The organism is Anoxybacillus sp. UARK-01 (assembly GCF_002075365.1).
GTDB lineage: Bacteria > Bacillota > Bacilli > Bacillales > Anoxybacillaceae > Anoxybacteroides > Anoxybacteroides rupiense.
Window position 1 is genome coordinate 41,585 of sequence record NZ_NASY01000003.1, and the last position, 20,905, is coordinate 62,489.

The following is a 20,905-nucleotide window of genomic DNA, read 5'->3' on the forward strand; positions in this document are numbered from 1 at the left end:
GTCGCAACGGCGGCTCTTTTTTATTACCGAAAAAATAGGAGAGTGACGAGTATGAAAAAATTTGAATTCAGAAAGAGTTATGAGGAAATAGAAATTGCAGGAAAAATATATCGTATTGATTTTACTGACGAAAAAGTCATGGAATATCAAAAGAATTTTTCACGTTTCTATCAGGAAGCACAAGAATTGAATAATCTTGATATCGAAAGTCTTTCAGATGAAGAGCAACAAACAATTATTAGCAAGCAACGTAAAAACATGAAAATCGTTACTGAGAATCTGCTTGGTGAAGGCACATTTGAAGAATTATTTGAACTGTCGGGGCGTTCAACCGTCAATTATATGGAACTTCTTTTGTTCCTTGGTGAAGTGATGTCTGAACGAACGAATACCATTAAAGAGGATGCACGTAAAAAATATGTGAAGAAGAAAAAATGATGAGTGGGTTTCGTCTTACATCAACCTTTGACGATTGCTTTGAATACAAAGGAAAAACGATTCATTTAGATTTATCTTTTGACAATGTTTTACGAGTATTCGAATTGTTTTCAGATGAAATGTTCTTGGTTGTGGAGAAAATTGAAGTAGCCCTTGAAATGTTAGTTTTAGAGTTTGAGCTAGTCAAGGACGTGGATTTAGAAGAGAAAAAGGCTTTGCTCTTTTTTATTTTGAAGGAGTTTTTAGACATAGATTTAGAGGGGAGAAGTGAAGTAGCAGAAAAGAAAATATTCGACTTTGAACAAGACGCGGGGTTAATCTATGCGTCTTTTTTGCATGCTTATGGGATTGATCTCTTTGAACAACACGGCAAACTGCATTGGAAAAAGTTTTTGCAATTGTTGCAACATCTTGATGACAAATCAAAATTCAAGGAAGTTGTGAACATACGGAAAATGCCGATGCCGAAACCTGACAAGTACAATACTGAATACCGGAAACAAATTGCTGTGATGAAGCGGATTTATGCCCTTGATCAACCGGAAAACGAAGAGCAGATGCAAGCAAAAATCAATAAAGTGTTTGATACGCTTGCAAGTACTTTTAAGAGGGCAGGTGAGATAAGTGACAGCAGATGGCCGCATAGAAATAGATACACAGATCAATCGAAATAATGTAACGCAGGAATTAAGAGCTTTGAAAAGAGAAATACGCAATATGGGCAACGAGATGAAATTGGCAAATGAAAAAGCCTTATTACCATTTCGAAAGCAAATGTTAGAAGTAGAAAAAGGCTATTATTCGCTTGCTCAAAGTATGGGATCATATACCGGAACTAATCAAGAATTTATGGATCAAGTCCAACAACTTGGAGCCGAATATAAAAAAGCTTCAGACGCGATGATTAATGCAAATAAACTTGCTATGGCGTCAATGATCCAAACAGCAGGGCAAATGATGAACATGACCACACAAGCGCAACGTATAAGTGATAACTATACTCGAATGGCAAATCCTATCTATAACGTAAATAAAGCTGGTCTAGCTGTTGCTGATTCATTAAACAAAATTGCTAATAATGGTAATGCTGCTGTTTTGTCCCTTAAAATGCTCGGACCGAATGCAAGTATGAAAGAATTATTAAACATGCAAACAATGATCAATCAAGGCTTAATGCGTTTCAGCATGGTAGCTTTGGCTGCACTGGCTACAGGAGTAATAGTCTATGGTGGACTACATAAGGCTGCCATGGAATCAAATGAAGAATATAAAAAATCATTCGAAACAATGGTTTCAAAACTAAAAGAAGCATTTCAGCCGATGGTTGAAGTTTTCGCTGATGTTATGACAAAAGTATACGATTTTGTCAGCGCGATTGCCGATATGATTATTAAATTCAATGAAGCCCATCCAACATTGGCTAAAATCATACAAGGTTTCCTCATGCTTATTCCTGCATTAACTTTAGTACTATCACCACTCGCGATCGGTATCGGGCTATTTAACGGCATGCTCGCAGCGTGGTCAAGCATTTGGATGTTGATAGGTCCACTAGTCACCGGTTTAGCTGCTATGAGTGCAACAGTCTGGGTTGTAGCAGGTGCCATTGTTGGGTTAGTGGCCGTTGGTGTTCTTTTGTATAAAAATTGGGACGAGATTAAGGAGTATTTATTAAAAACGTGGGAAGCTATTAAATCAGTTGCCTTGTCTGTTTGGGGAGGCATAAAGGCAGGTTTGTCATCGGCATGGGAGGCTATTAAATCAGCAGCTATCTCGATTTGGGATGGGATTAAAGAGTTCTTTAGTACATTATGGACTTCAATCATTGAAATAGCTTATTCAATTTGGAACCCAATAGCTGAGTTCTTCAGTAATTTATGGAACTCGATCCTTGAAACTCTCAAAAATATATGGAACAAGATTAAAGAGACAGCGATTGCAATTTGGACACCAATTTGGGACTATTTTGATGAAATTGTATATGCATTTCTTGAGTTATTCCAAACAGTTTGGCAAGCAATTGTGATTGTCTTATCTGAAGTATGGAACAACATTAAAGAAACTGCAATAACAGTTTGGAATGCAATAAAAGAGTTCTTCCTATCTTTACTTAACCAAGTAAAAGACAATTTTTTAGCAATATGGAATGAAGTAAAAACAGTTCTTCAGACAGTTTGGAATACAATCAAGTCTGTTGCCGAACCAATCTGGAATGGCTTGAAAGAATTTTTCATAAACTGGCTTAACTCCATAAAAGAAACTTTTTCGGTAATTTGGAACAATATTAAATCTGTTGTTCAGTCTGTATGGAATACAATTTATTCTGTTGTGTCAAATATCGTAAGCTCAATCCGAACTGCTATTTCAAACGGGTTTAATGCTGCTTGGAATACAGTTGGTTCAATAATGAACTCAATTAAGTCAACGATTACAAACATCTGGTCTTCAATCGTGTCAATAATGGAAGGATGGATTGACAAGTTTCAAAACATTGGATCTGACATTGTAAAAGGATTGTGGAACGGAATTAAGTCAATGGCTAGTTGGATTAAAGATAAGATCATAGGTTTTGCTAATGGAATCACTGACGAGATTAAAAACTTTTTTGGCATTCATTCACCTTCAACGTTATTTGCTGAATACGGTGGTTATCTATCTGAAGGATTAGCCATCGGGATCACAGCCGATTCGAAGTTAGCAGAAAATAGTATGTTAGACTTGGCTGAAAGAATTTCAGGAGTTGGGGAAAGGTTGGGGCAGTTAGTATCTGGTTCGTTAATACCACAACCTATCCTAAGCTTTGGTGGTGCAAATAACGCCAACGGTATGTTGTCTGAAAACGGAGAAGACAGCACTACGATTATTATTCAAAATATGAATGTTCGAAGTGATCAAGATATTCTTCGTATTAGCCGTGAATTATATAGTTTACAACGTCAGAGCAAACGAAGCCGGGGTGAGAGATGATGACATACTTTTTATTTGGAGGAATGGCTAGTCGCGATTTTTCTTTGCGCCTTTCGAACATTTCTCGGCCTCTACTACCGGAAATACATGATCACTATGAACAAATCCCGGGACGACATGGATCATACCTTTTCCCGCAACCATTTGGTGATCGAGTGGTTAGCGTATCTTGTTGTTTAAAAACGCGGACAATAGCAGAAAGGATAGAAATAGCTCGGCGTATAAGTGCTTGGTTGTCAACAAACGAGAAAGATATGTTGTCTTTTAGTGATGAGCCAGATGTGTTTTATCTGGCGAAAGTCAACAAAGCTCCGGATTTCGAAGAGTTTTTAACTTTTGGACGTTTTACGGTGGAATTTCTTTGTGAACCGTTTAAGTATTCTGTTTTTAGCAAACAAGTTGTCTTTGAAATGGACTCCAATAGTGTGCAGTACATTTCAAACGGCGGCACGGCAGAGACCTATCCGTCGCTCGTGATTGAAGCAGCGCATGGGGAGATTCAAAACCCGAAAATCACAATCAACGACAAATATCTGTTGTATAACGGCGCTCTAACCCCTAACTCTGCAATCGAAATCAACACGGAGAGCTTTTTAGCAACGAAAAGCATGGAACGGGATATTGTCACAACCGGCGCATATGACACTGCAGAAAATAATATTCTGTCGATGGTTGATGGCGAATTCGGTGCGCTTTTCCCTGGTGGAAACACTTTTGCATATAGCAGTGCAAACGGCCAACGGGCTCGAATTCGTCTTGTTTGGCAAGAACGATATCTATAAAGGAGGATAACGCATGGCACAACAAAATGGACGTTTGAATACGGATTTAGACAATAAGTTGACATCATCCTATTACGATGGTGCGAAATGGCACATGTTCATGAAGGCGTTGAATGCTGATATTGAAGCGTTGGGATCGACGACAGATCCAGCTACAGCGCAAACAGTCATTGGGTTGTTGAAAGCGTTAATCGCGAAGCTACCAAGTGCGCTACAAAGCGATGCAATTAAAAGTGTCTTGACCGCACCGATCCCGGCCGGAACGAATAAAATCGGGTCTGTTGATATAGCCAACAGCCCAACTGTTCGTGTAGATAGTGCAACGCCGGTCAATGTGAGTATTGTGCAACCTGTTGTGTTGCAAGTAGCGAAAGTGTCGCCAACAAACATGAAATCAGCAATCAAAACAGCGGCGAACGCCAATGTAAGCGAGTTGATTATATCGTTATCGTCCGTGCAAGGACGGATTGTGGAATATATTATTACTGCTGACGCGGCAAACGCTGCGCCTGTTTACATCGGTGAAAATGGTGTGGATAGTACGAAAGGCATCCCTGTCGCTCCTGGGCAACAACTCCGTTTACAATATGGGAATGAATTATACTTTTGTGCTCAAAATACGACAGATAAAATCAGGGTAACAATCATCAGTGCAACATAAAGGAGCGTAGGTATACGCCCCTTTTTTATATTTTTAGAGAGAGAGGGGAGTATCTTACGTGATTGTGTCTGAATTAAACAAACTATTTCAAGGACAGCAATGGAATCAAGGAACGATCAACAACCTTGTTTTAAGTCCGAACGGTCTTATGCTTGAAAGCTATCAAACTGGCGGAATTAGTACAATTATAGATGATTTTGAAGGTGAACAGCGGAAATTTGCGTTTGCAGGGGACTGGCAACGTACGACAGCGCGGAAGGCAGGAGGATTGTATTCTTACACAAATAAAGATATAGGGGACAGCCAAACAAACGCGACGGAAATAACCGTTAATTTACCACAGGGCGGGTGTATTGAATTTGACTATTTAGTTAGTAGTGAAAGCGGTTATGATTATTTAAGGTTTTATATTAACGGAGTAGAACAATTTAAAGACAGCGGCAATAATACAAGTTTTAAACACTTTACAAAAGATTTAACACCGGGGACATATACATTTAAATGGCAGTATAGCAAAGATGGAAGCGTAAGCAGCAATGATGACCAAGCGTATATTGACAATCTTTCCATCACTGGTGTAGATACAACGATGACAAAGTATCGAACAAGCGGGACGTGGGTTGCCACGATTACAAATGATATGGTGCGAAACGTAACGGGAAGCCGAGTGATAATTGACTATGAAGCGCCAATAGGCACGGACGTGATCGTAGAGGTATCGATGGACGGAGTGGAATGGTACGAGGTGACTAACGGGGAGTCGTTGCCGGATGCTATACAAAACTTTCAAAACCTCAAGATCCAAGCGACACTACAAACGAATAACGACCAAGTAACTCCTGTACTCAAAAGCATTGGTATATCCATTTGGGAAGATGTTACAGGGGTCAAAGTGTTAGGGCGTCCGTCGAATGTGTATCGAGATATTATCCGTGTATATGGGCTCGATGGAAAGCTTGTTGCATATCTTGAGAACGCAAAAAATATTTATGCGGACGACTTTCTGAACGATAAGTCTCTGCTGTATTTTGAAATGCCGTTCAACGATCCAAAAGCTAGGCTCATTCAATACGATGGGCAACTAGTATATAAAAATCGGCGCTATATCGTGACGGAGATTGAGGACGGTATGGAGGAGAGCGGGGAGTTTACGTTTGCGGTTACGGCGGAATTGGCGTATGTTGAGTTGCTCAATAGGGTTTTTCCTGCTATTGAAATCAACGCAGAAGAATTGCGAGATGGGCTCGAAAAGATCTTGAACGGTACCGGCTGGAAAGTAGGGATCATCCAGGAAGGTTTTGAAGATGAGATTCTCAGCCTCAAGGAAAGTCGCAAAACGGCGCTGTGGCTTGTGCGGCAGGTAGCAAAGATTGTAGGGCTAGAAATTCAATGGGATAGCATGAATCGAATCATTAACCTAGTAAAGCGGATCGGCAGCAATCGCGGCGCCGGCTTTAGATACCGGAAAAACCTAAAAAGCGTAAAGCGGACCATTACGCCGCCGGAGGCGACCGTCATTATACCATACGGAAAAAACGGCCTAACGATTGCGGAAGTGAACGACGGAAAAAACTATGTAGAAAATTACGATTGGTACGTTATGCAGGGCGTCAGCTTATCGGAGGCGCGGCAAAAGTACCGGAAAGAGTACATTTTAGAGGACGAACGCTTTATTTTACCGGGTAACTTGAAACGGTATGCAGAAGACTTATTAAAAGAGATGGCTTTCCCACGGATAAGCTACCAAGTAACGGTATTAGATTTATCCGCGATCACCGGCCTAGAGGAGGACCGTTTTTATCTAGGCGATGACGTCAGGATATACAATGAGGACCTAAATTTAGACGTTACCACGCGGATTTTGCGAATGAAGGTTTACCCGCAAGAGCCGTGGCGAAATGAGGTAGAATTAGGATTTTTAGAACCGGGATTAGGCGACGTTTCTAATGACAGTATTAGCAGCGACGTACAAGCAGCGCAGCCCGATTTGCTTTTTGCGACGTCCGGGGCCGCAAAAACGATAGGGACAAGCCCACTTTTTCCGTTGCAAATAAGCATAACGAATTTTGGCAGCACTAATGCACAAATTGGCTTAATGTTAATTTGTGAAGCAAAGACAGCGCTAACGCTTACAGTTAAAATAATGATGAACGGTACCGACATAGGACCGCCGATAAAACAGTATATGCCGGCGGGCTGGCACAGTATAGGGCTGCCGTTTATCATCGCACAAATGCCAAGCGGTACCGGTATGCTAGAGGTCCAAATGTTCACAAGTACCGGCACGATCGACATACCACAAGACGGCCTGCAAATGTTTGTATATGCACAAAACTTGTTAGGCGGCATATCGTCCGAAGTGCCGCGACCAAGTGTGGCGGAAATCTATAGCTTTAACCAAGCAACCTATACGATCCGCACGAGCCAAACGGTTAGCATTGTCATCGAAGAAAACCCGATCATGCCAGCAGTACAGCAGCAACACAGTATAAGCTACACGGACATTGAGACGCACGAAACGATTAACACAACGATGCGATAGGAGGATGGAGGAATGATCCGACAAAGCAAAGCGACAAAACGAAATTTTATAACCGGCGAAGCGATCGAAATAATTAAAGAAAAGCCCCTAAAAGACGTTAGGAGCGTCCATACTATTGAATTATTCGATGAAGTAACAGGGAAGTTGATCGAGCGGGTAAAAAGCGAAAACTTTATTTCTAAAGTCATGGAGGAACTACAACGGCAAGCCGCGCTATTTGCTTTTCTTACAGAATATGTAACGACAAGCGGATCAAGTATTCAATATAGAGGGCCGCTATATGATTTAGCGAAATATGATGTAGTATTTAAAAATTTAGATATGTCATGGGTTACTGACCGCGCTTTTCCTATGAGTTGGTTAGTTTTAACCGATTATGACGGCCCGGAGGATCCAGAAAACGAGATTATTATGCGGGGGCGCATTATTGGATATGCCGGCAGATATATCACATATGCAGGTAGTGATACTAAACAGGGATCGTTAAACACCGCAGAAAGTTTTGTAGAACCTCAACATATTCATTTAGTTTACGATTGGCCGACACATGCAGCAAACGGAACTTTTCAAAGTGTTTATTGGAACGACAATTATGACAGGAACTTTTCTTTGGGGCTTATAGGAAAAAAAAATCTTCAAATATCCGCGCCGAATGGGTATTTGTTTCTCGATTATCAAATAGCAAAAGTAAAAAACGGGAAATTGTATTTTATGGGGAAAGAAGCACAAACGAATAAAGTAGCTATTTTAGTTTATGACTTGAATATCCAAGCCCGGACGATTACAAACGGGCAAGTTTATGCGCTGTTGAATACTACTTCCGGTTTTTCCAGTTTTGAGATAGCGCCAAACGGGGATATTTACCTAACTAGCGGCGATTATTTATATTGTTATGGCCAAAACGGATCACCAAAAAATATACCGGGAACGTCCCAAACATCTAGAAGATACACAAACTATTTGTTTAGCCTATTCGCTATTGTGGGGCAAGACGTTTATATTGAATCGCGCACAAGCTACTATAACGATATTCAAATAAATCGCTATAACATCAATGATTTGGTGAACCCGCTAGACGTTAAAGTGATCCCACGGGCGTTCGTTGACGCTTATCAAAAAAATGGTATCGGTATGCACTATATACCGGACCTAGATATGCTAGTGATGACGATAGAGGGATACACATATTTTGTTGATCGTACAATGTTGAATTTATCGAAAAATACACCGGTTAGAACAACTATAAATAGTTTGTCCGCCATAACATACGACGCGACAAAAAAACAATTTATAGAAATACGCCAAACAACACCGGTTATTAACGGTCAAAATGATTACACGAAACGCGACGTTATAATACAACCGTTAGGATTTATAGGCGCGCGAAACCTATTGCCTAGCCCTGTCACAAAAACCAATACAAACACGATGAAACTAACCTACGATCTTTATATAGATAGTTATTAGAGGTGAAACAAATGGAGAGACTCGACGTTATTTACAAAACCGGCGCAGCTGTCATCGGTGCCGTGGTCGGTTTTTTGTTTGGTGGGTGGTCGGAACTACTCAGTATTTTGCTAGCGTTCGTGATCATCGACTATGTGACGGGAACGATGGCAGCATACAAAGAAGGTTCCCTGCGGAGTGCTGTTGGTTTCAAACGTATTCCGAAAAAGGTGATGATTTTCTTGCTTGTCGCTGTTGGTCATCTTATTGATCGTGTGGTCGGAACAAATGGACTGTTTCGCGATGCAACGATCTTTTTCTATTTAGCAAATGAGGCGCTTTCCATTATCGAAAATGCCGGCCGGATTGGGTTGCCAGTGCCGGAGCAAATGAAGCAGGCGATTGAAGTATTGAAAGGAAAAAGTGAAAAAGGAGTGGATAATGGTGAAAATCGTACTTGATGCAGGGCATGGTGGAACGGATAGCGGAGCTGTAGGGAACGGTCTACAGGAAAAAAATCTGACGTTAAATATTGTCAAAAAGATCGGGAATTTACTCGCTGAATACGAAGGGGTCAGCATTATCTACACGCGGACGGATGACCGTTTCGTGGAGTTGTCGGAGCGTGCGGCCATCGCGAACAGGGCGGATGCCGATTTTTTCTTATCCGTTCACATCAATGCCGGCAGTGGAACAGGATTTGAGTCCTACGTTTACAATGGCAATGTGAGCCCGTCGACCATTGCGTATCAGAACACGATCCACAGCGAGATCATGAAAGCGATCGCCGGCGTGCAGGATCGCGGTAAAAAGCGAGCCAACTACGCGGTACTGCGCGAAACGAAGATGCCGGCATTGCTCACAGAAAACCTGTTCATTGACAATGCGAACGATGCGGCCAAATTGAAATCAGAGCCGTTTCTGTTGCAAGTGGCACACGGCCATGTCGAAGGGCTTGCGAAAGCATTTGGCTTGAAGAGGAAAGCTACAGCTACACAACCAAAAACGAATGTAACACCTACTCAAGGAAAACTATATCGTGTACAAGTGGGAGCATTTGCTGATCGAAAAAATGCTGAGAATCTCGCAGAAGAATTGAAGAAAAAAGGATACCCAGCGATTATCGTGTAGTCCCTGCCAAACAGCAGGGGTTTTTTGTTTATACAGCTTACACGTATATTACAAACTAAACTTAGCTCAATAATAGAAATAGAACATAAAAAATCACATAAAAATCACATTCTTTTGGTTAAAATCTAAAAAAATATAAAAATAAATTCTTTGAAATGACCAAAAACCTTGTTAATAATAATATTTTTGAATAAAGGTGAAATTGCTCAAAAGGCGCGACATAATGGGCGGCATGATGTAATCATTGCCTAAATATCTTGGAACACTGGGGTTTCCCGGTGTTCCTTTTCTTTTTTGCCCACGAAATCGTCATCAATTGTCTAGAAGGCTTCTCGTAAGTTTTGCAGACCGAATCCCATTCTATTAAGCTTACATGGAAGAGCAGAACGTTTGGCATCATCAAGAGTCAGGCTGAAGCATTTTAACTTCCCTTCGAAAGAAGGCCCCCACTTCTAAGCGAAGCGTAGGTGGTGGGAGTATGTCCCCTCTAGCCATTAGTTATCTGACAAAGGAATCAAAAAAACGCTCATCTTTATGATGGTTGTGTTTCATCCATAAACTTCGACGGTCTTCATTTGGCTCAAAAGCGGTTCGTTTTTTCTCTTTATTACAACCTTTCTTTTGGTGACGGCAAGAGCGGTCCAACAGCCGTCCGTTTCCTTATGATAGAAAATAAAATGAACAGGTAGGACAGCTTATGTTGCTGAGCGATTTCCGGCATCTTGTAATGAAGGGCTATGATCCTTTTGAATGTTGAATAATCAATGATTCGTGTTATGATTTTAGTAAAGACGAAATTTTCAGAAGATATCAATCAAAACAAGGAGTTGAGATTTATTAGGTGAATAATAGTAGTGATAGACCTGATTTTTTATAAAAAGATGATCCGAGTAGCCGAGCATGTGAAAACAATAAAATCTATATAAAATAAATCATGCAGCTTAAAAACGGACCCAATCATTCTAGAAGGTAAGGTGACGGATGTTTTCACTAGTCAGAGAAGCTTGTGGCTAACCTCTTTTAGAGGCTCATCCTTCCAAAAATAAAATAACCGATTTCTTTTATTAAGAAAGAGATGGTCCTAGCATTATAATCACCAAATGGTGCTGTCATGAATCATGATTAAGAACATTTCATTAGAGGAGAATGAACATGCCCAAAAACGAAGAATTACATCCGGTCATTGGTACAATGGTTGAAAATATCGAAAAGGTGATCGTGGGAAAAAGAGAGGTTGCTACATTAAGCATTGTTGCGCTGTTAGCGCGTGGACATGTGTTGCTGGAGGATGTTCCGGGTGTTGGAAAGACGATGCTTGTTCGCGCATTGGCAAAATCCGTGAGCGCCCAATTTAAGCGGATTCAGTTTACGCCGGACTTGCTTCCAAGCGATGTGACCGGCGTATCGATTTATAATCCAAAAGAAGGCCAATTTGAATATAAACCAGGTCCCGTTATGGGGAATATTATTTTGGCTGATGAAATTAATCGAACGTCTCCTAGAACGCAATCGGCCTTGCTAGAGGCGATGGAGGAGGGAAGCCTAACGGTGGATGGTGTAACAAGGCCATTGCCGCGTCCTTTTTTTGTTATGGCGACGCAAAACCCCATTGAATATGAAGGAACCTACCCTCTTCCTGAAGCGCAGCTCGATCGTTTTTTGCTGAAGCTAAACATGGGATATCCCTCCATACAAGAAGAGATGGATATTTTGAACAAAACCGAAAAGGTGGTTCCTATTGATCAACTGCAACCAGTGATCACCATCAAAGATTTGCTTTTGTTGCAGGAAAAAGTACAGGAAGTGTATGTAGATGAACGTGTGAAACGCTATATTGTTGAAATCGTCCAACGAAGCCGTTCCCATGAGTCGATCTATTTAGGAGTCAGTCCGCGTGGATCGGTGGCATTAATGAAAGCTGTACAAGCATACGCATTCGTGCATGGACGTGATTTTGCCCTTCCAGATGATGTGCAATCTTTAGCTCCTTATGTCCTTGCGCATCGGATCATTTTGAAAGCTCATGCGAAATTTGATGGAATTTCTGCAGGGCATATCATTAGTGAAATTATTTCCAGAACGCCAGTGCCGGTGCAAAGGTAGGGACAGCCTGATGAAAAAACACAGGAAAAATTTGTGGCAATTCATAAGGGTGCTTGGATTGTTGGCGATTCTTTTTTCATATGCGATGTTTCAGGGAGGCTTCGTGAGCTGGTTTTTATTCTACAGTTTCCTCCCTTTTGGACTGTACGCTTTCGTTTTAATATTTTATCCCCTCCATTCGATAAAAGTAAAACGAACCTTTAATCAGAAGGTGTATTATTACGCAGGTGAAAAATTGCGGGTCACTGTGCAAATCGATTTACCGCGTTTTTTTCCGCTCATTTATATACTAGCCGAAGAAAAGCTGCCGCCGTCCTTAGCAAAAATGACGCCTTTTCGTACAGTGTTAATGCCCTTAGGACGGCGTATGTGCACATATGTATATGAAATGGATGAATTGCCGCGTGGAGAGCATATTTTCTCGGCCATTCATTTCAAAATCACTGATTTACTGGGAATGGTGGCAAAAGAAGCGATCGTTTCCACTGAAGATAGCATCCTTGTCTATCCGCGCTATGTCGAAATGAACGCTCGGAAAATGGGACAACAGTTGGATGACGGGTCTGTTGTATCGCCGCTTCCGCTCCATCGCGATACGGCAATGGCGATCGGCGCTCGCGAGTATACACAAGGAGACCGCTTTTCATGGATTCATTGGAAAGCATCGGCACGAAAAAACGAATTGATGACAAAAGATTTTGAAGAAAGGCAGAGCGAGGATCTTATGGTCTTTTTGGATCGCACTCCTACAGCCTTATTTGAAGAGGTTGTCACATTTACCGCTTCCTTTGTTCGAATGACGGTAAAAGCAGGAGTGAAAACCGGTCTCGTATCGGTAGGAAGGGATCGCATCGTGATTCAAGCGCAAAATGGAGAGACGCATTTACAGCGGTTATTTTATCACTTAGCGAAAGTGGCCTGTGATAGTCAGGAATCATTTGCACGCATCATGTATCGTGAGACTATGCAGTGGCCGTTATCGTTTTCCTTTTGCTGCATCACGTCGCAGCTGTATAAAGAAACTGCTTCCATCATGGCTGATTTAGCTTCGAAAAATCGCCGCGGTACGGTGGTTTTAATCAAAAAAGCAGAAGGCCAACTATCGAAAGAGGAGCGAGAATGGATCGAGATGCTTAGAAAAAAAGGGGTCACTGTAAAGGTAACGATGCCCCAGCACTTTGCTAATGCTTTCGTTGAGGGTGGGAAGTAAACGTGGAACAAAGCCGGATCAAAACATTTGCATACTATTTGTTTGCTTTTTGGCTGCTATGGGAATGGCTTGCGCCGCTAACTGTTGTATCGGATACAAAAAATATCCAAGTGTTTATCGTATTTGTTGCTTTTTACTTTCTTTTAGAGCTGTTGCGAGTGCCGCTCTGGCTGTCGGTATGTCTAAAAATCGGTTATCTTTTCTATGCGCTTAACGATTTGTTTTTTCATGCTCCATTTTTGTCCTTCCAATGGCTTTTCATGTTTGGAGAAGAAGCCGTTTATCATCTTTCATTAATCCGTCATTTTCAATGGGAAGACATGACCGATCGATTTCGTACTTTCCTATTTTTTCTGATGCTGTGGATGATGTGCTATCTTGTACAATATTGGCTTGTCAAACAGAAACGGATCTGGCTGTTTTTAGTGATGACTTTTATCTATGTCGCGGTGCTGGACACGTTTACTCCTTTTTCGGGGACTGGGGCGATTGTCCGGCTGGTAGGAGCAGGTTTTTTTCTATTAAGCTGGCTCCATTATGAGCGTTTGCCAGCAGCAAAGCAGCCTGCAAAGTGGTTGGTCATGGGGGCTTTCGCAGTAGGCGCTGCACTGCTTTGCGGGTACGCGGGCCCTAAGCTGGCTCCTCAATGGCCTGATCCTGTTGCATTTATTAAAAGCTATGCAGCGGAGGACCGCGAACAAGATCCGAACCAGTTTGCTGTTAAAAAGATCGGTTATGGAAACAATGATTCGCAATTAGGCGGTCCGTTCATTGCTGATAATACCGTTGTTTTTACAGCGGAGGATGAAGAAACTCATTATTGGAGAGTGGAAACAAAGGATATTTATACGGGAAAAGGGTGGAATATTAGTGACAGTGTTCAAGTGAAGACGTTTGAACAAGAGAATAACGTTCATCAATGGTTTGAAAATAGCGTTGAGAAAAAGCAGTTGGCAGCGCATGTGCGGATGGTTCAGCCGGCTTCTTATTTGGTTTATCCAGAGGGATTAAAAACCATTCATGCTTCAAAAGATATCGTCTTTCGCATGGAAGCGGCCAATGAAAAAATTTATCCGACAGATCGTGAGTCTTATCTCGTTCCTTTGCAGGAATATGAATTGACTTATGAATATCCGACCTTTTCGATTGAAAAATTGAAAGTCTCCCCTCCAGTAACAGATGAACAGATCTTAAAAAGGTATACACAACTTCCGGATCATTTGCCGAAAAGAGTTCAAGAGCTGGCTCAGCAAATTACAAAACAAGCAGCAACAACTTATGAAAAGGTAAAAGCCATTGAGCAATATTTTCATTTGAACGGTTTTGCCTATGAAACAAAGGATGTAGCTGTGCCAAGCAGAAATCAGGATTATGTCGATCAATTTTTATTTGAGACGAAAAAAGGGTATTGTGATAATTTTTCAACGGCCATGATTGTCTTGCTTCGTTCGATCGATATTCCCGCACGCTGGGTAAAGGGCTATACATCGGGGCAATGGGTCGATGAAACAGACGACGGCAAAGATCTATATCGAGTGACGAACAATAATGCCCATTCATGGGTGGAGGTATATTTTTCTAGAATTGGCTGGGTTCCATTTGAACCAACTCAAGGGTTTAATAATCCATACGAGTTTACGGAAGCTGAATCAGCTGTCGAATCAACTCCAGTTCCTGAACAGCAGCAAACACAAACGGCGCCGAATCGTACAAGGCTGGAGGAACAGCTGCAGCAGGATCGTCTTTCATCATCGCCGCAGCAGAACCAAGAACGCTTGCTTTCGATCGTCAATTGGAAGAGCGTTTTATCTCTAACGGTTTCGTTGATGGTTCTTACTATTCTGTTATATGGAACAAGAAGAAAATGGTGGCCGTATATCACATTGCTCCAGTTTAAATATCGGCATGGTGGAGATACATTTGTGAAAGCTTATGACGCATTGCTCCGCCATCTGAAAAGCTGCGGTTTAAAACGGAAGGAAGGGCAGACGTTGCGCCAATACGCAGCTTACATTGATAATTGGTTTGGGACGAATGAAATGAGCCAGCTAACACAGCTATATGAACGGGTGATTTATAAAAATGAAATAGTCGATCAGCAATGGGAAGAAGTGAAAGAATTATGGGAAAATTTAATTAAAAGAATAGCATCTTGACCGTAAAGGGAAAGAGTTGATAGAATGAATTAAAATTTAAGACGAAATCCCTTCGTATATCCTCGATAATACGGTTCGAGAGTCTCTACCGGGACACCGTAAATGACCCGACTACGAAGGCAGATGATGCTCTGTGCTAGAATTCTGCCTTCGTTTTTTTATGGAAGAAGGTAAGGATTCTAGTTTTTTATTACTCGATTGAGGTGATCATTGTGCAACAAAACCATGAAATGATCGTGGTGCTTGATTTCGGAAGCCAGTATAATCAATTGATTACTCGGCGCATTCGCGAGTTCGGTGTATATAGTGAGCTTCATCCGCACACGATTACTGCCGAAGAAATTCAAGCTTTGAACGCGAAAGGAATTGTGTTTTCGGGCGGACCGAATAGCGTATATGATGAAAACGCGTTTACATGCGACCCGAAAATTTTTGAACTAGGTGTGCCGATTTTAGGAATTTGTTATGGCATGCAGTTAATGACTCACCATTTAGGCGGGAAAGTGGAAAAAGCGACACATCGGGAATATGGAAAAGCAACAATCGAGGTGCAGCACGCTTCAAAATTGTTTGAAACACTCCCTTCCGAGCAAGTCGTTTGGATGAGCCATGGAGATTTAGTAACTGAAACTCCGGCTGGATTTACGGTCGATGCGACAAGCGTCTCATGTCCGATTGCGGCGATGAGCGATGAATCAAGACAGTTTTATGCGGTGCAGTTTCATCCAGAGGTGCGCCATTCCGTCTATGGGAACGATTTATTAAAGCGCTTTGTTTTTGATGTTTGCCAATGTCTCGGGGATTGGACGATGGAAAGCTTTATTGACAATGAAGTTCGCAAAATCCGCGAGCTTGTCGGCGATAAAAAGGTGCTTTGTGCCTTAAGCGGAGGCGTTGATTCTTCTGTTGCGGCCGTGCTGGTGCATCGCGCGATTGGCGATCAATTGACATGTATTTTTGTTGATCATGGTTTGCTACGCAAAGGAGAAGCGGAAAGCGTGATGAAAACGTTCCGTGAAGGGTTTCACATGAACGTGATCAAGGTCGATGCGAAAGAGCGCTTTTTAAGCAAGTTGCATGGCGTATCTGATCCAGAGCAAAAACGCAAAATCATTGGCAACGAATTTATTTATGTGTTTGACGATGAGGCGGCCAAGCTGGAAGGAATCGAATTTTTAGTACAGGGAACGCTGTATACGGATATTATTGAAAGCGGAACAGCGACAGCACAAACCATTAAATCGCACCATAATGTGGGCGGTTTACCGGAAGATATGAAATTCAAGCTTATTGAACCTCTTAATACTCTTTTTAAAGATGAGGTGCGTGCTCTTGGAACGGAACTAGGCATTCCTCATGAGATTGTTTGGCGTCAGCCGTTTCCGGGGCCAGGATTAGGTATCCGCGTGCTCGGCGAAGTAACGGAAGAAAAGCTGGAGATCGTGCGTGAATCAGATGCCATTTTGCGCGAAGAAATTAAAAAAGCTGGATTGGATCGTGAAATTTGGCAATACTTCACCGTTCTTCCTGACATTCGAAGCGTTGGTGTGATGGGAGATGCCCGTACGTATGATTATACAGTGGGGATTCGTGCGGTAACGTCGATTGACGGAATGACAGCAGATTGGGCACGGATTCCATGGGATGTACTTGAAATCATCTCTACACGTATTGTAAATGAAGTACCGCATGTGAATCGTGTGGTTTATGATATTACAAGCAAACCGCCTGCGACGATTGAGTGGGAATAAAAACGAACAAAAACGAACATTTTATAAAAAATGTTCGTTTTTTTATTGACTACCTTGATTTCGATTGATACAATAGAAATGCAAAAACGAATATTGTCAAAATGCGTCGTATAATCTCGGGGATATGGCCTGAGAGTCTCTACCAAGCTACCGTAAATAGCTTGACTACGGGGTATAATGAAGGAGAAAGTAGGTCTTCTTTATATGCTGTGTTAGAAGATGGTTCTTTCTTTATGTTCGTTATCCTTATAGTCAACGCTTCTGGTAGCATACCGGAAGCGTTTATTATTTTTTAAGGGGGATCGAGAAGTGAGAAAGTATTTCCGATTTGATGAACTCGGCACAAATTACCGCACGGAAATTATAGCGGGGATCACAACGTTCTTATCAATGGCTTATATTTTATTCGTCAACCCTTTTACACTTTCGTTAGGTGCGGTAGAAGACTTTCCAAATGAATTGCGGATTGACCAAGGGGCCGTGTTTGTGGCAACAGCGCTAGCGGCTGCATACGGTTCGATCATGATGGGGATTTTTGCGCGATACCCAATCGCTTTAGCGCCAGGGATGGGATTGAATGCGTTTTTTGCATTTACCGTTGTTCTTCATATGCAAATCCCTTGGCAAACAGCATTAGCTGGGGTATTTGTATCTGGAATTATTTTTACGATTCTTTCTCTGACTGGTATTCGAGAAAAAATTATTGATGCTATTCCGATCGAATTAAAATACGCGGTCGGTGCCGGAATTGGTTTGTTTATTACATTTATCGGTTTGCAAAATGCCGGAATTATTGTTGATAACTCGGCGACGCTGGTAGGATTGAGCGATTTAAAAAAAGGTGATACATTATTAGCGATTTTTGGCTTATTTATTACAGTGATTTTAATGGTGAGAAAAGTAAATGGCGGTGTTTTTTATGGCATGGTCATTACAGCGATTGTCGGTATGATCTTTGGTTTAATCAAAGTGCCGCATCAAATTGTTGGTGCGATTCCTGACATTTCACCGACGTTTGGCATGGCCATCAAGCATTTGCCAGATATTTTCTCGTGGAAAATGATAGGTGTTGTTTTAACCTTCTTTATCGTTGACTTTTTTGATGCAACAGGCACGCTCTTGGCTGTTGCGAATCAAGCAGGATTATTAAAAAATAACAAATTGCCTCGTGCAGGGAAAGCCTTGCTTGTGGATGCAACAGCTGTGTGGGTTGGTTCTATTTTCGGGACATCGACGACGACTTCTTATATCGAATCTTCCGCTGGTGTAGCAGCAGGAGGGCGTTCAGGATTTTCCGCAGTGGTGACAGGCATTCTATTCTTACTTGCTCTCTTCTTCTCGCCGCTGTTGAGTGTTGTTACTTCAGCTGTTACTGCGCCAGCGTTGATTATTGTTGGTGTTTTGATGGCATCGTCGATTGGCGAGATTGATTGGAAAAAATTCGAGATTGCGGTTCCAGCCTTCTTTACGTTGATTACAATGCCGCTTTCTTACAGCATTGCCACAGGAATTGCAGTTGGTTTTCTTTTCTATCCAATTACTATGATTTTGAAAGGCCGAGGAAAAGAAGTTCATCCGATTCTTTATGTATTGTTCTTTGTTTTTCTTGCTTACTTTGTGTTTTTAAGAGAGTAGAACAGATTGAAATGATCGAGACCAATTCGTTTAACTGCGAATTGGTCTTTTTGTTATGAACCTCCCCACCTACACTCCATTTAGAGGTGGGCGACTTCTTGGTGAATGTGTTAAATCCAAGTACGATAATGCCATGCTTCTATCTACAAAAAAGATTTTTGGTCCAATTTTTGGATAAATATGTTAAAATGATTTTTAATACCATATTTATCACGAAGTCTTTCGTCTCTAAGTGGAGTAAAGGTGGAAGAGGTCCGCTTATCGTAAAAACACAAGGAAAAGGGGGAATACATATGTTTATTTGTTCTATTGATCGGGATGTTTATTTGAAGTTGTTAACACGTGAAGACGCAGAGCGTTTGTTTGCTTTAGTTGACTCATGCAGACCGCATTTGCGGCGGTGGTTGCCTTGGGTTGATGCCGTGAAAGCAGTAGAAGATTCCAGAGCGTTTATTGAAGGGACTTTGAAAAAATTCGCAGCGGGCAATGGATTTGAAGCGGGAATTTGGTATAAAGGGGTACTTGCAGGGGTCATCGGTCTCCATTATATCGACCGCAACAATAGAAAGACGAGCATCGGCTATTGGTTGGGCGAACCGTTTCAGGGGCTTGGATTGATGACAAAATCATGCAAGGCTTGCATCGACTACGTTTTTCAAGAGTTGAAATTAAATCGAGTTGAAATTCGCTGTGCGGTAGAAAATCAAAAAAGCCGAGCCATTCCAGAGCGTTTAGGTTTTGTTAATGAAGGAACTATAAGAGAGGCAGAATGGCTTTATGACCATTTTGTTGACCATATTGTATACGGGATGATTGCGAGTGAATGGAGAGCTCGTTAGAAAGTGACGGATCGTGTCTTACAATTTTTTCGTTTCAATAAAAACGGAGCATAAGGAGAAATTTGGGTGCTTCATACATAATGAAGACAGCCTAGGTGCGGGTGGGTCGTTACGTGCAAATGTAAACTTGCTGGATAAGGAAACTGGTCGATATGCCGCTTTAAAGAGCCATCAATGATCTAAAAGCGGCGTTCCGACCTTTATCGCACGGATGTGTGACGAAAAGGAAAGTGGTTGTACTCGTATTTTGACTAAGAGTTTTTATAAATAACTGTTCACTCATAATTTATATATAGTACAAGAACAAGATGAGAATAGATGAATGTGCATAGCAGAAGATGAATTTTTTGATGCAATAAATACGGAAAAAATAACATAAATTTAACTATTGACTGATTACACAAATCGGTGTTATATTATTAAAGCCGTTGCGAAACGGTGTAAAAAAATAAAAAAATAGTTGACACAAAAAAAGATAAATGTTACATTAATAAAGTCGCTCTTGAAAGAAAAGCGAAAATGTTCTTTGAAAACTGAACAAAACGAAGCGTGAATCGAAAAATTTCGGTATGGTCAACCGAAATTTAAATAATAGCCAATCAACTTTCTTTTGGAGAGTTTGATCCTGGCTCAGGACGAACGCTGGCGGCGTGCCTAATACATGCAAGTCGAGCGGATCGAATAGAAGCTTGCTTCTGTTTGGTTAGCGGCGGACGGGTGAGTAACACGTGGGCAACCTGCCCGTAAGACGGGGATAACTTCGGGAAACCGGAGCTAATACCCGATAACCCTGAAGACCGCATGGTCTTTAGTTGAAAGGCGGCTTCGGCTGTCACTTACGGATGGGCCCGCGGCGCATTAGCTAGTTGGTGAGGTAACGGCTCACCAAGGCGACGATGCGTAGCCGACCTGAGAGGGTGATCGGCCACACTGGGACTGAGACACGGCCCAGACTCCTACGGGAGGCAGCAGTAGGGAATCTTCCGCAATGGACGAAAGTCTGACGGAGCAACGCCGCGTGAGCGAAGAAGGTCTTCGGATTGTAAAGCTCTGTTGTTAGGGAAGAACAAGTGCGGTTCGAATAGGGCCGTACCTTGACGGTACCTAACGAGAAAGTCACGGCTAACTACGTGCCAGCAGCCGCGGTAATACGTAGGTGGCAAGCGTTGTCCGGAATTATTGGGCGTAAAGCGCGCGCAGGCGGTCCCTTACGTCTGATGTGAAAGCCCCAGGCTCAACCGTGG

General features: G+C 41.9%; 15 protein-coding genes, 1 rRNA gene and 2 riboswitches. All 16 genes read left to right on the forward strand.

The features are described 5' to 3' along the window. Positions 1-51: 51 nt before the first annotated feature. The gene (locus tag B6A27_RS00385; RefSeq protein ID WP_080859487.1) at positions 52-438 is read left to right on the forward strand and encodes a hypothetical protein; all 387 of its coding nucleotides are present in this window, start codon (positions 52-54) and stop codon (positions 436-438) included. Beyond that, positions 438-1,112: a Gp15 family bacteriophage protein gene (locus tag B6A27_RS00390; RefSeq protein ID WP_161491009.1), complete on the forward strand. Its 675-nt coding sequence runs from the start codon at positions 438-440 to the stop codon at positions 1,110-1,112. Before B6A27_RS00385 ends, B6A27_RS00390 begins: the two co-directional genes overlap by 1 nt. Then, positions 1,063-3,405 carry a phage tail protein gene (locus B6A27_RS00395; protein ID WP_139788022.1) on the forward strand — a complete coding sequence of 781 codons (2,343 nt, stop codon included), beginning with the start codon at positions 1,063-1,065 and terminating at the stop codon, positions 3,403-3,405. Before B6A27_RS00390 ends, B6A27_RS00395 begins: the two co-directional genes overlap by 50 nt. Continuing rightward, positions 3,405-4,187: a distal tail protein Dit gene (locus B6A27_RS00400; RefSeq protein ID WP_236631747.1), complete on the forward strand. Its 783-nt coding sequence runs from the start codon at positions 3,405-3,407 to the stop codon at positions 4,185-4,187. The genes B6A27_RS00395 and B6A27_RS00400 overlap by 1 nt, the downstream gene beginning before the upstream one ends. Before the next feature lie 13 nt (positions 4,188-4,200). Continuing rightward, positions 4,201-4,848: a hypothetical protein gene (locus B6A27_RS00405; protein ID WP_080859495.1), complete on the forward strand. Its 648-nt coding sequence runs from the start codon at positions 4,201-4,203 to the stop codon at positions 4,846-4,848. 58 nt (positions 4,849-4,906) lie between these two features. Beyond that, complete coding sequence (locus tag B6A27_RS00410) at positions 4,907-7,390, forward strand: phage tail protein (RefSeq protein ID WP_080859497.1); 2,484 nt, start codon at positions 4,907-4,909, stop codon at positions 7,388-7,390. Between the two features lie 12 nt (positions 7,391-7,402). Beyond that, a complete protein-coding gene (locus B6A27_RS00415; RefSeq protein WP_080859499.1) occupies positions 7,403-8,857 on the forward strand; it encodes a hypothetical protein in 1,455 nt (484 codons plus the stop codon). Between the two features lie 11 nt (positions 8,858-8,868). Further along, a complete protein-coding gene (locus B6A27_RS00420; protein ID WP_080859501.1) occupies positions 8,869-9,297 on the forward strand; it encodes a phage holin family protein in 429 nt (142 codons plus the stop codon). Beyond that, on the forward strand, positions 9,278-9,967 hold the full coding sequence (locus B6A27_RS00425; RefSeq protein ID WP_080859504.1) for an N-acetylmuramoyl-L-alanine amidase: 690 nt from the start codon (positions 9,278-9,280) through the stop codon (positions 9,965-9,967). Before B6A27_RS00420 ends, B6A27_RS00425 begins: the two co-directional genes overlap by 20 nt. Positions 9,968-11,119: 1,152 nt before the next feature. After that, positions 11,120-12,070, forward strand: a complete 951-nt coding sequence (locus B6A27_RS00430; RefSeq protein WP_044744999.1) for an AAA family ATPase — start codon at positions 11,120-11,122, stop codon at positions 12,068-12,070. Positions 12,071-12,173: 103 nt separating this feature from the next. Next, positions 12,174-13,280, forward strand: coding sequence for a DUF58 domain-containing protein (locus B6A27_RS00435; protein WP_231734689.1), 1,107 nt, complete (start codon positions 12,174-12,176; stop codon positions 13,278-13,280). Between the two features lie 2 nt (positions 13,281-13,282). Beyond that, positions 13,283-15,436 (forward strand): transglutaminase TgpA family protein, encoded by a 2,154-nt coding sequence (locus B6A27_RS00440; RefSeq protein ID WP_080859509.1) that lies wholly within the window; start codon positions 13,283-13,285, stop codon positions 15,434-15,436. A gap of 32 nt (positions 15,437-15,468) precedes the next feature. Further along, positions 15,469-15,570, forward strand: a riboswitch (purine riboswitch). Positions 15,571-15,666: 96 nt separating this feature from the next. Continuing rightward, positions 15,667-17,187: a glutamine-hydrolyzing GMP synthase gene (gene guaA, locus B6A27_RS00445; RefSeq protein WP_080859521.1), complete on the forward strand. Its 1,521-nt coding sequence runs from the start codon at positions 15,667-15,669 to the stop codon at positions 17,185-17,187. 86 nt (positions 17,188-17,273) lie between these two features. Next, a riboswitch (purine riboswitch) is annotated at positions 17,274-17,375 on the forward strand. Positions 17,376-17,496: 121 nt separating this feature from the next. Then, the gene (locus B6A27_RS00450) at positions 17,497-18,822 is read left to right on the forward strand and encodes an NCS2 family permease (RefSeq protein WP_044745002.1); all 1,326 of its coding nucleotides are present in this window, start codon (positions 17,497-17,499) and stop codon (positions 18,820-18,822) included. 293 nt (positions 18,823-19,115) lie between these two features. After that, on the forward strand, positions 19,116-19,661 hold the full coding sequence (locus B6A27_RS00455; RefSeq protein WP_044745003.1) for a GNAT family N-acetyltransferase: 546 nt from the start codon (positions 19,116-19,118) through the stop codon (positions 19,659-19,661). A gap of 607 nt (positions 19,662-20,268) precedes the next feature. Beyond that, positions 20,269-20,905, forward strand: a 16S ribosomal RNA gene (locus B6A27_RS00460); the annotation flags it as partial.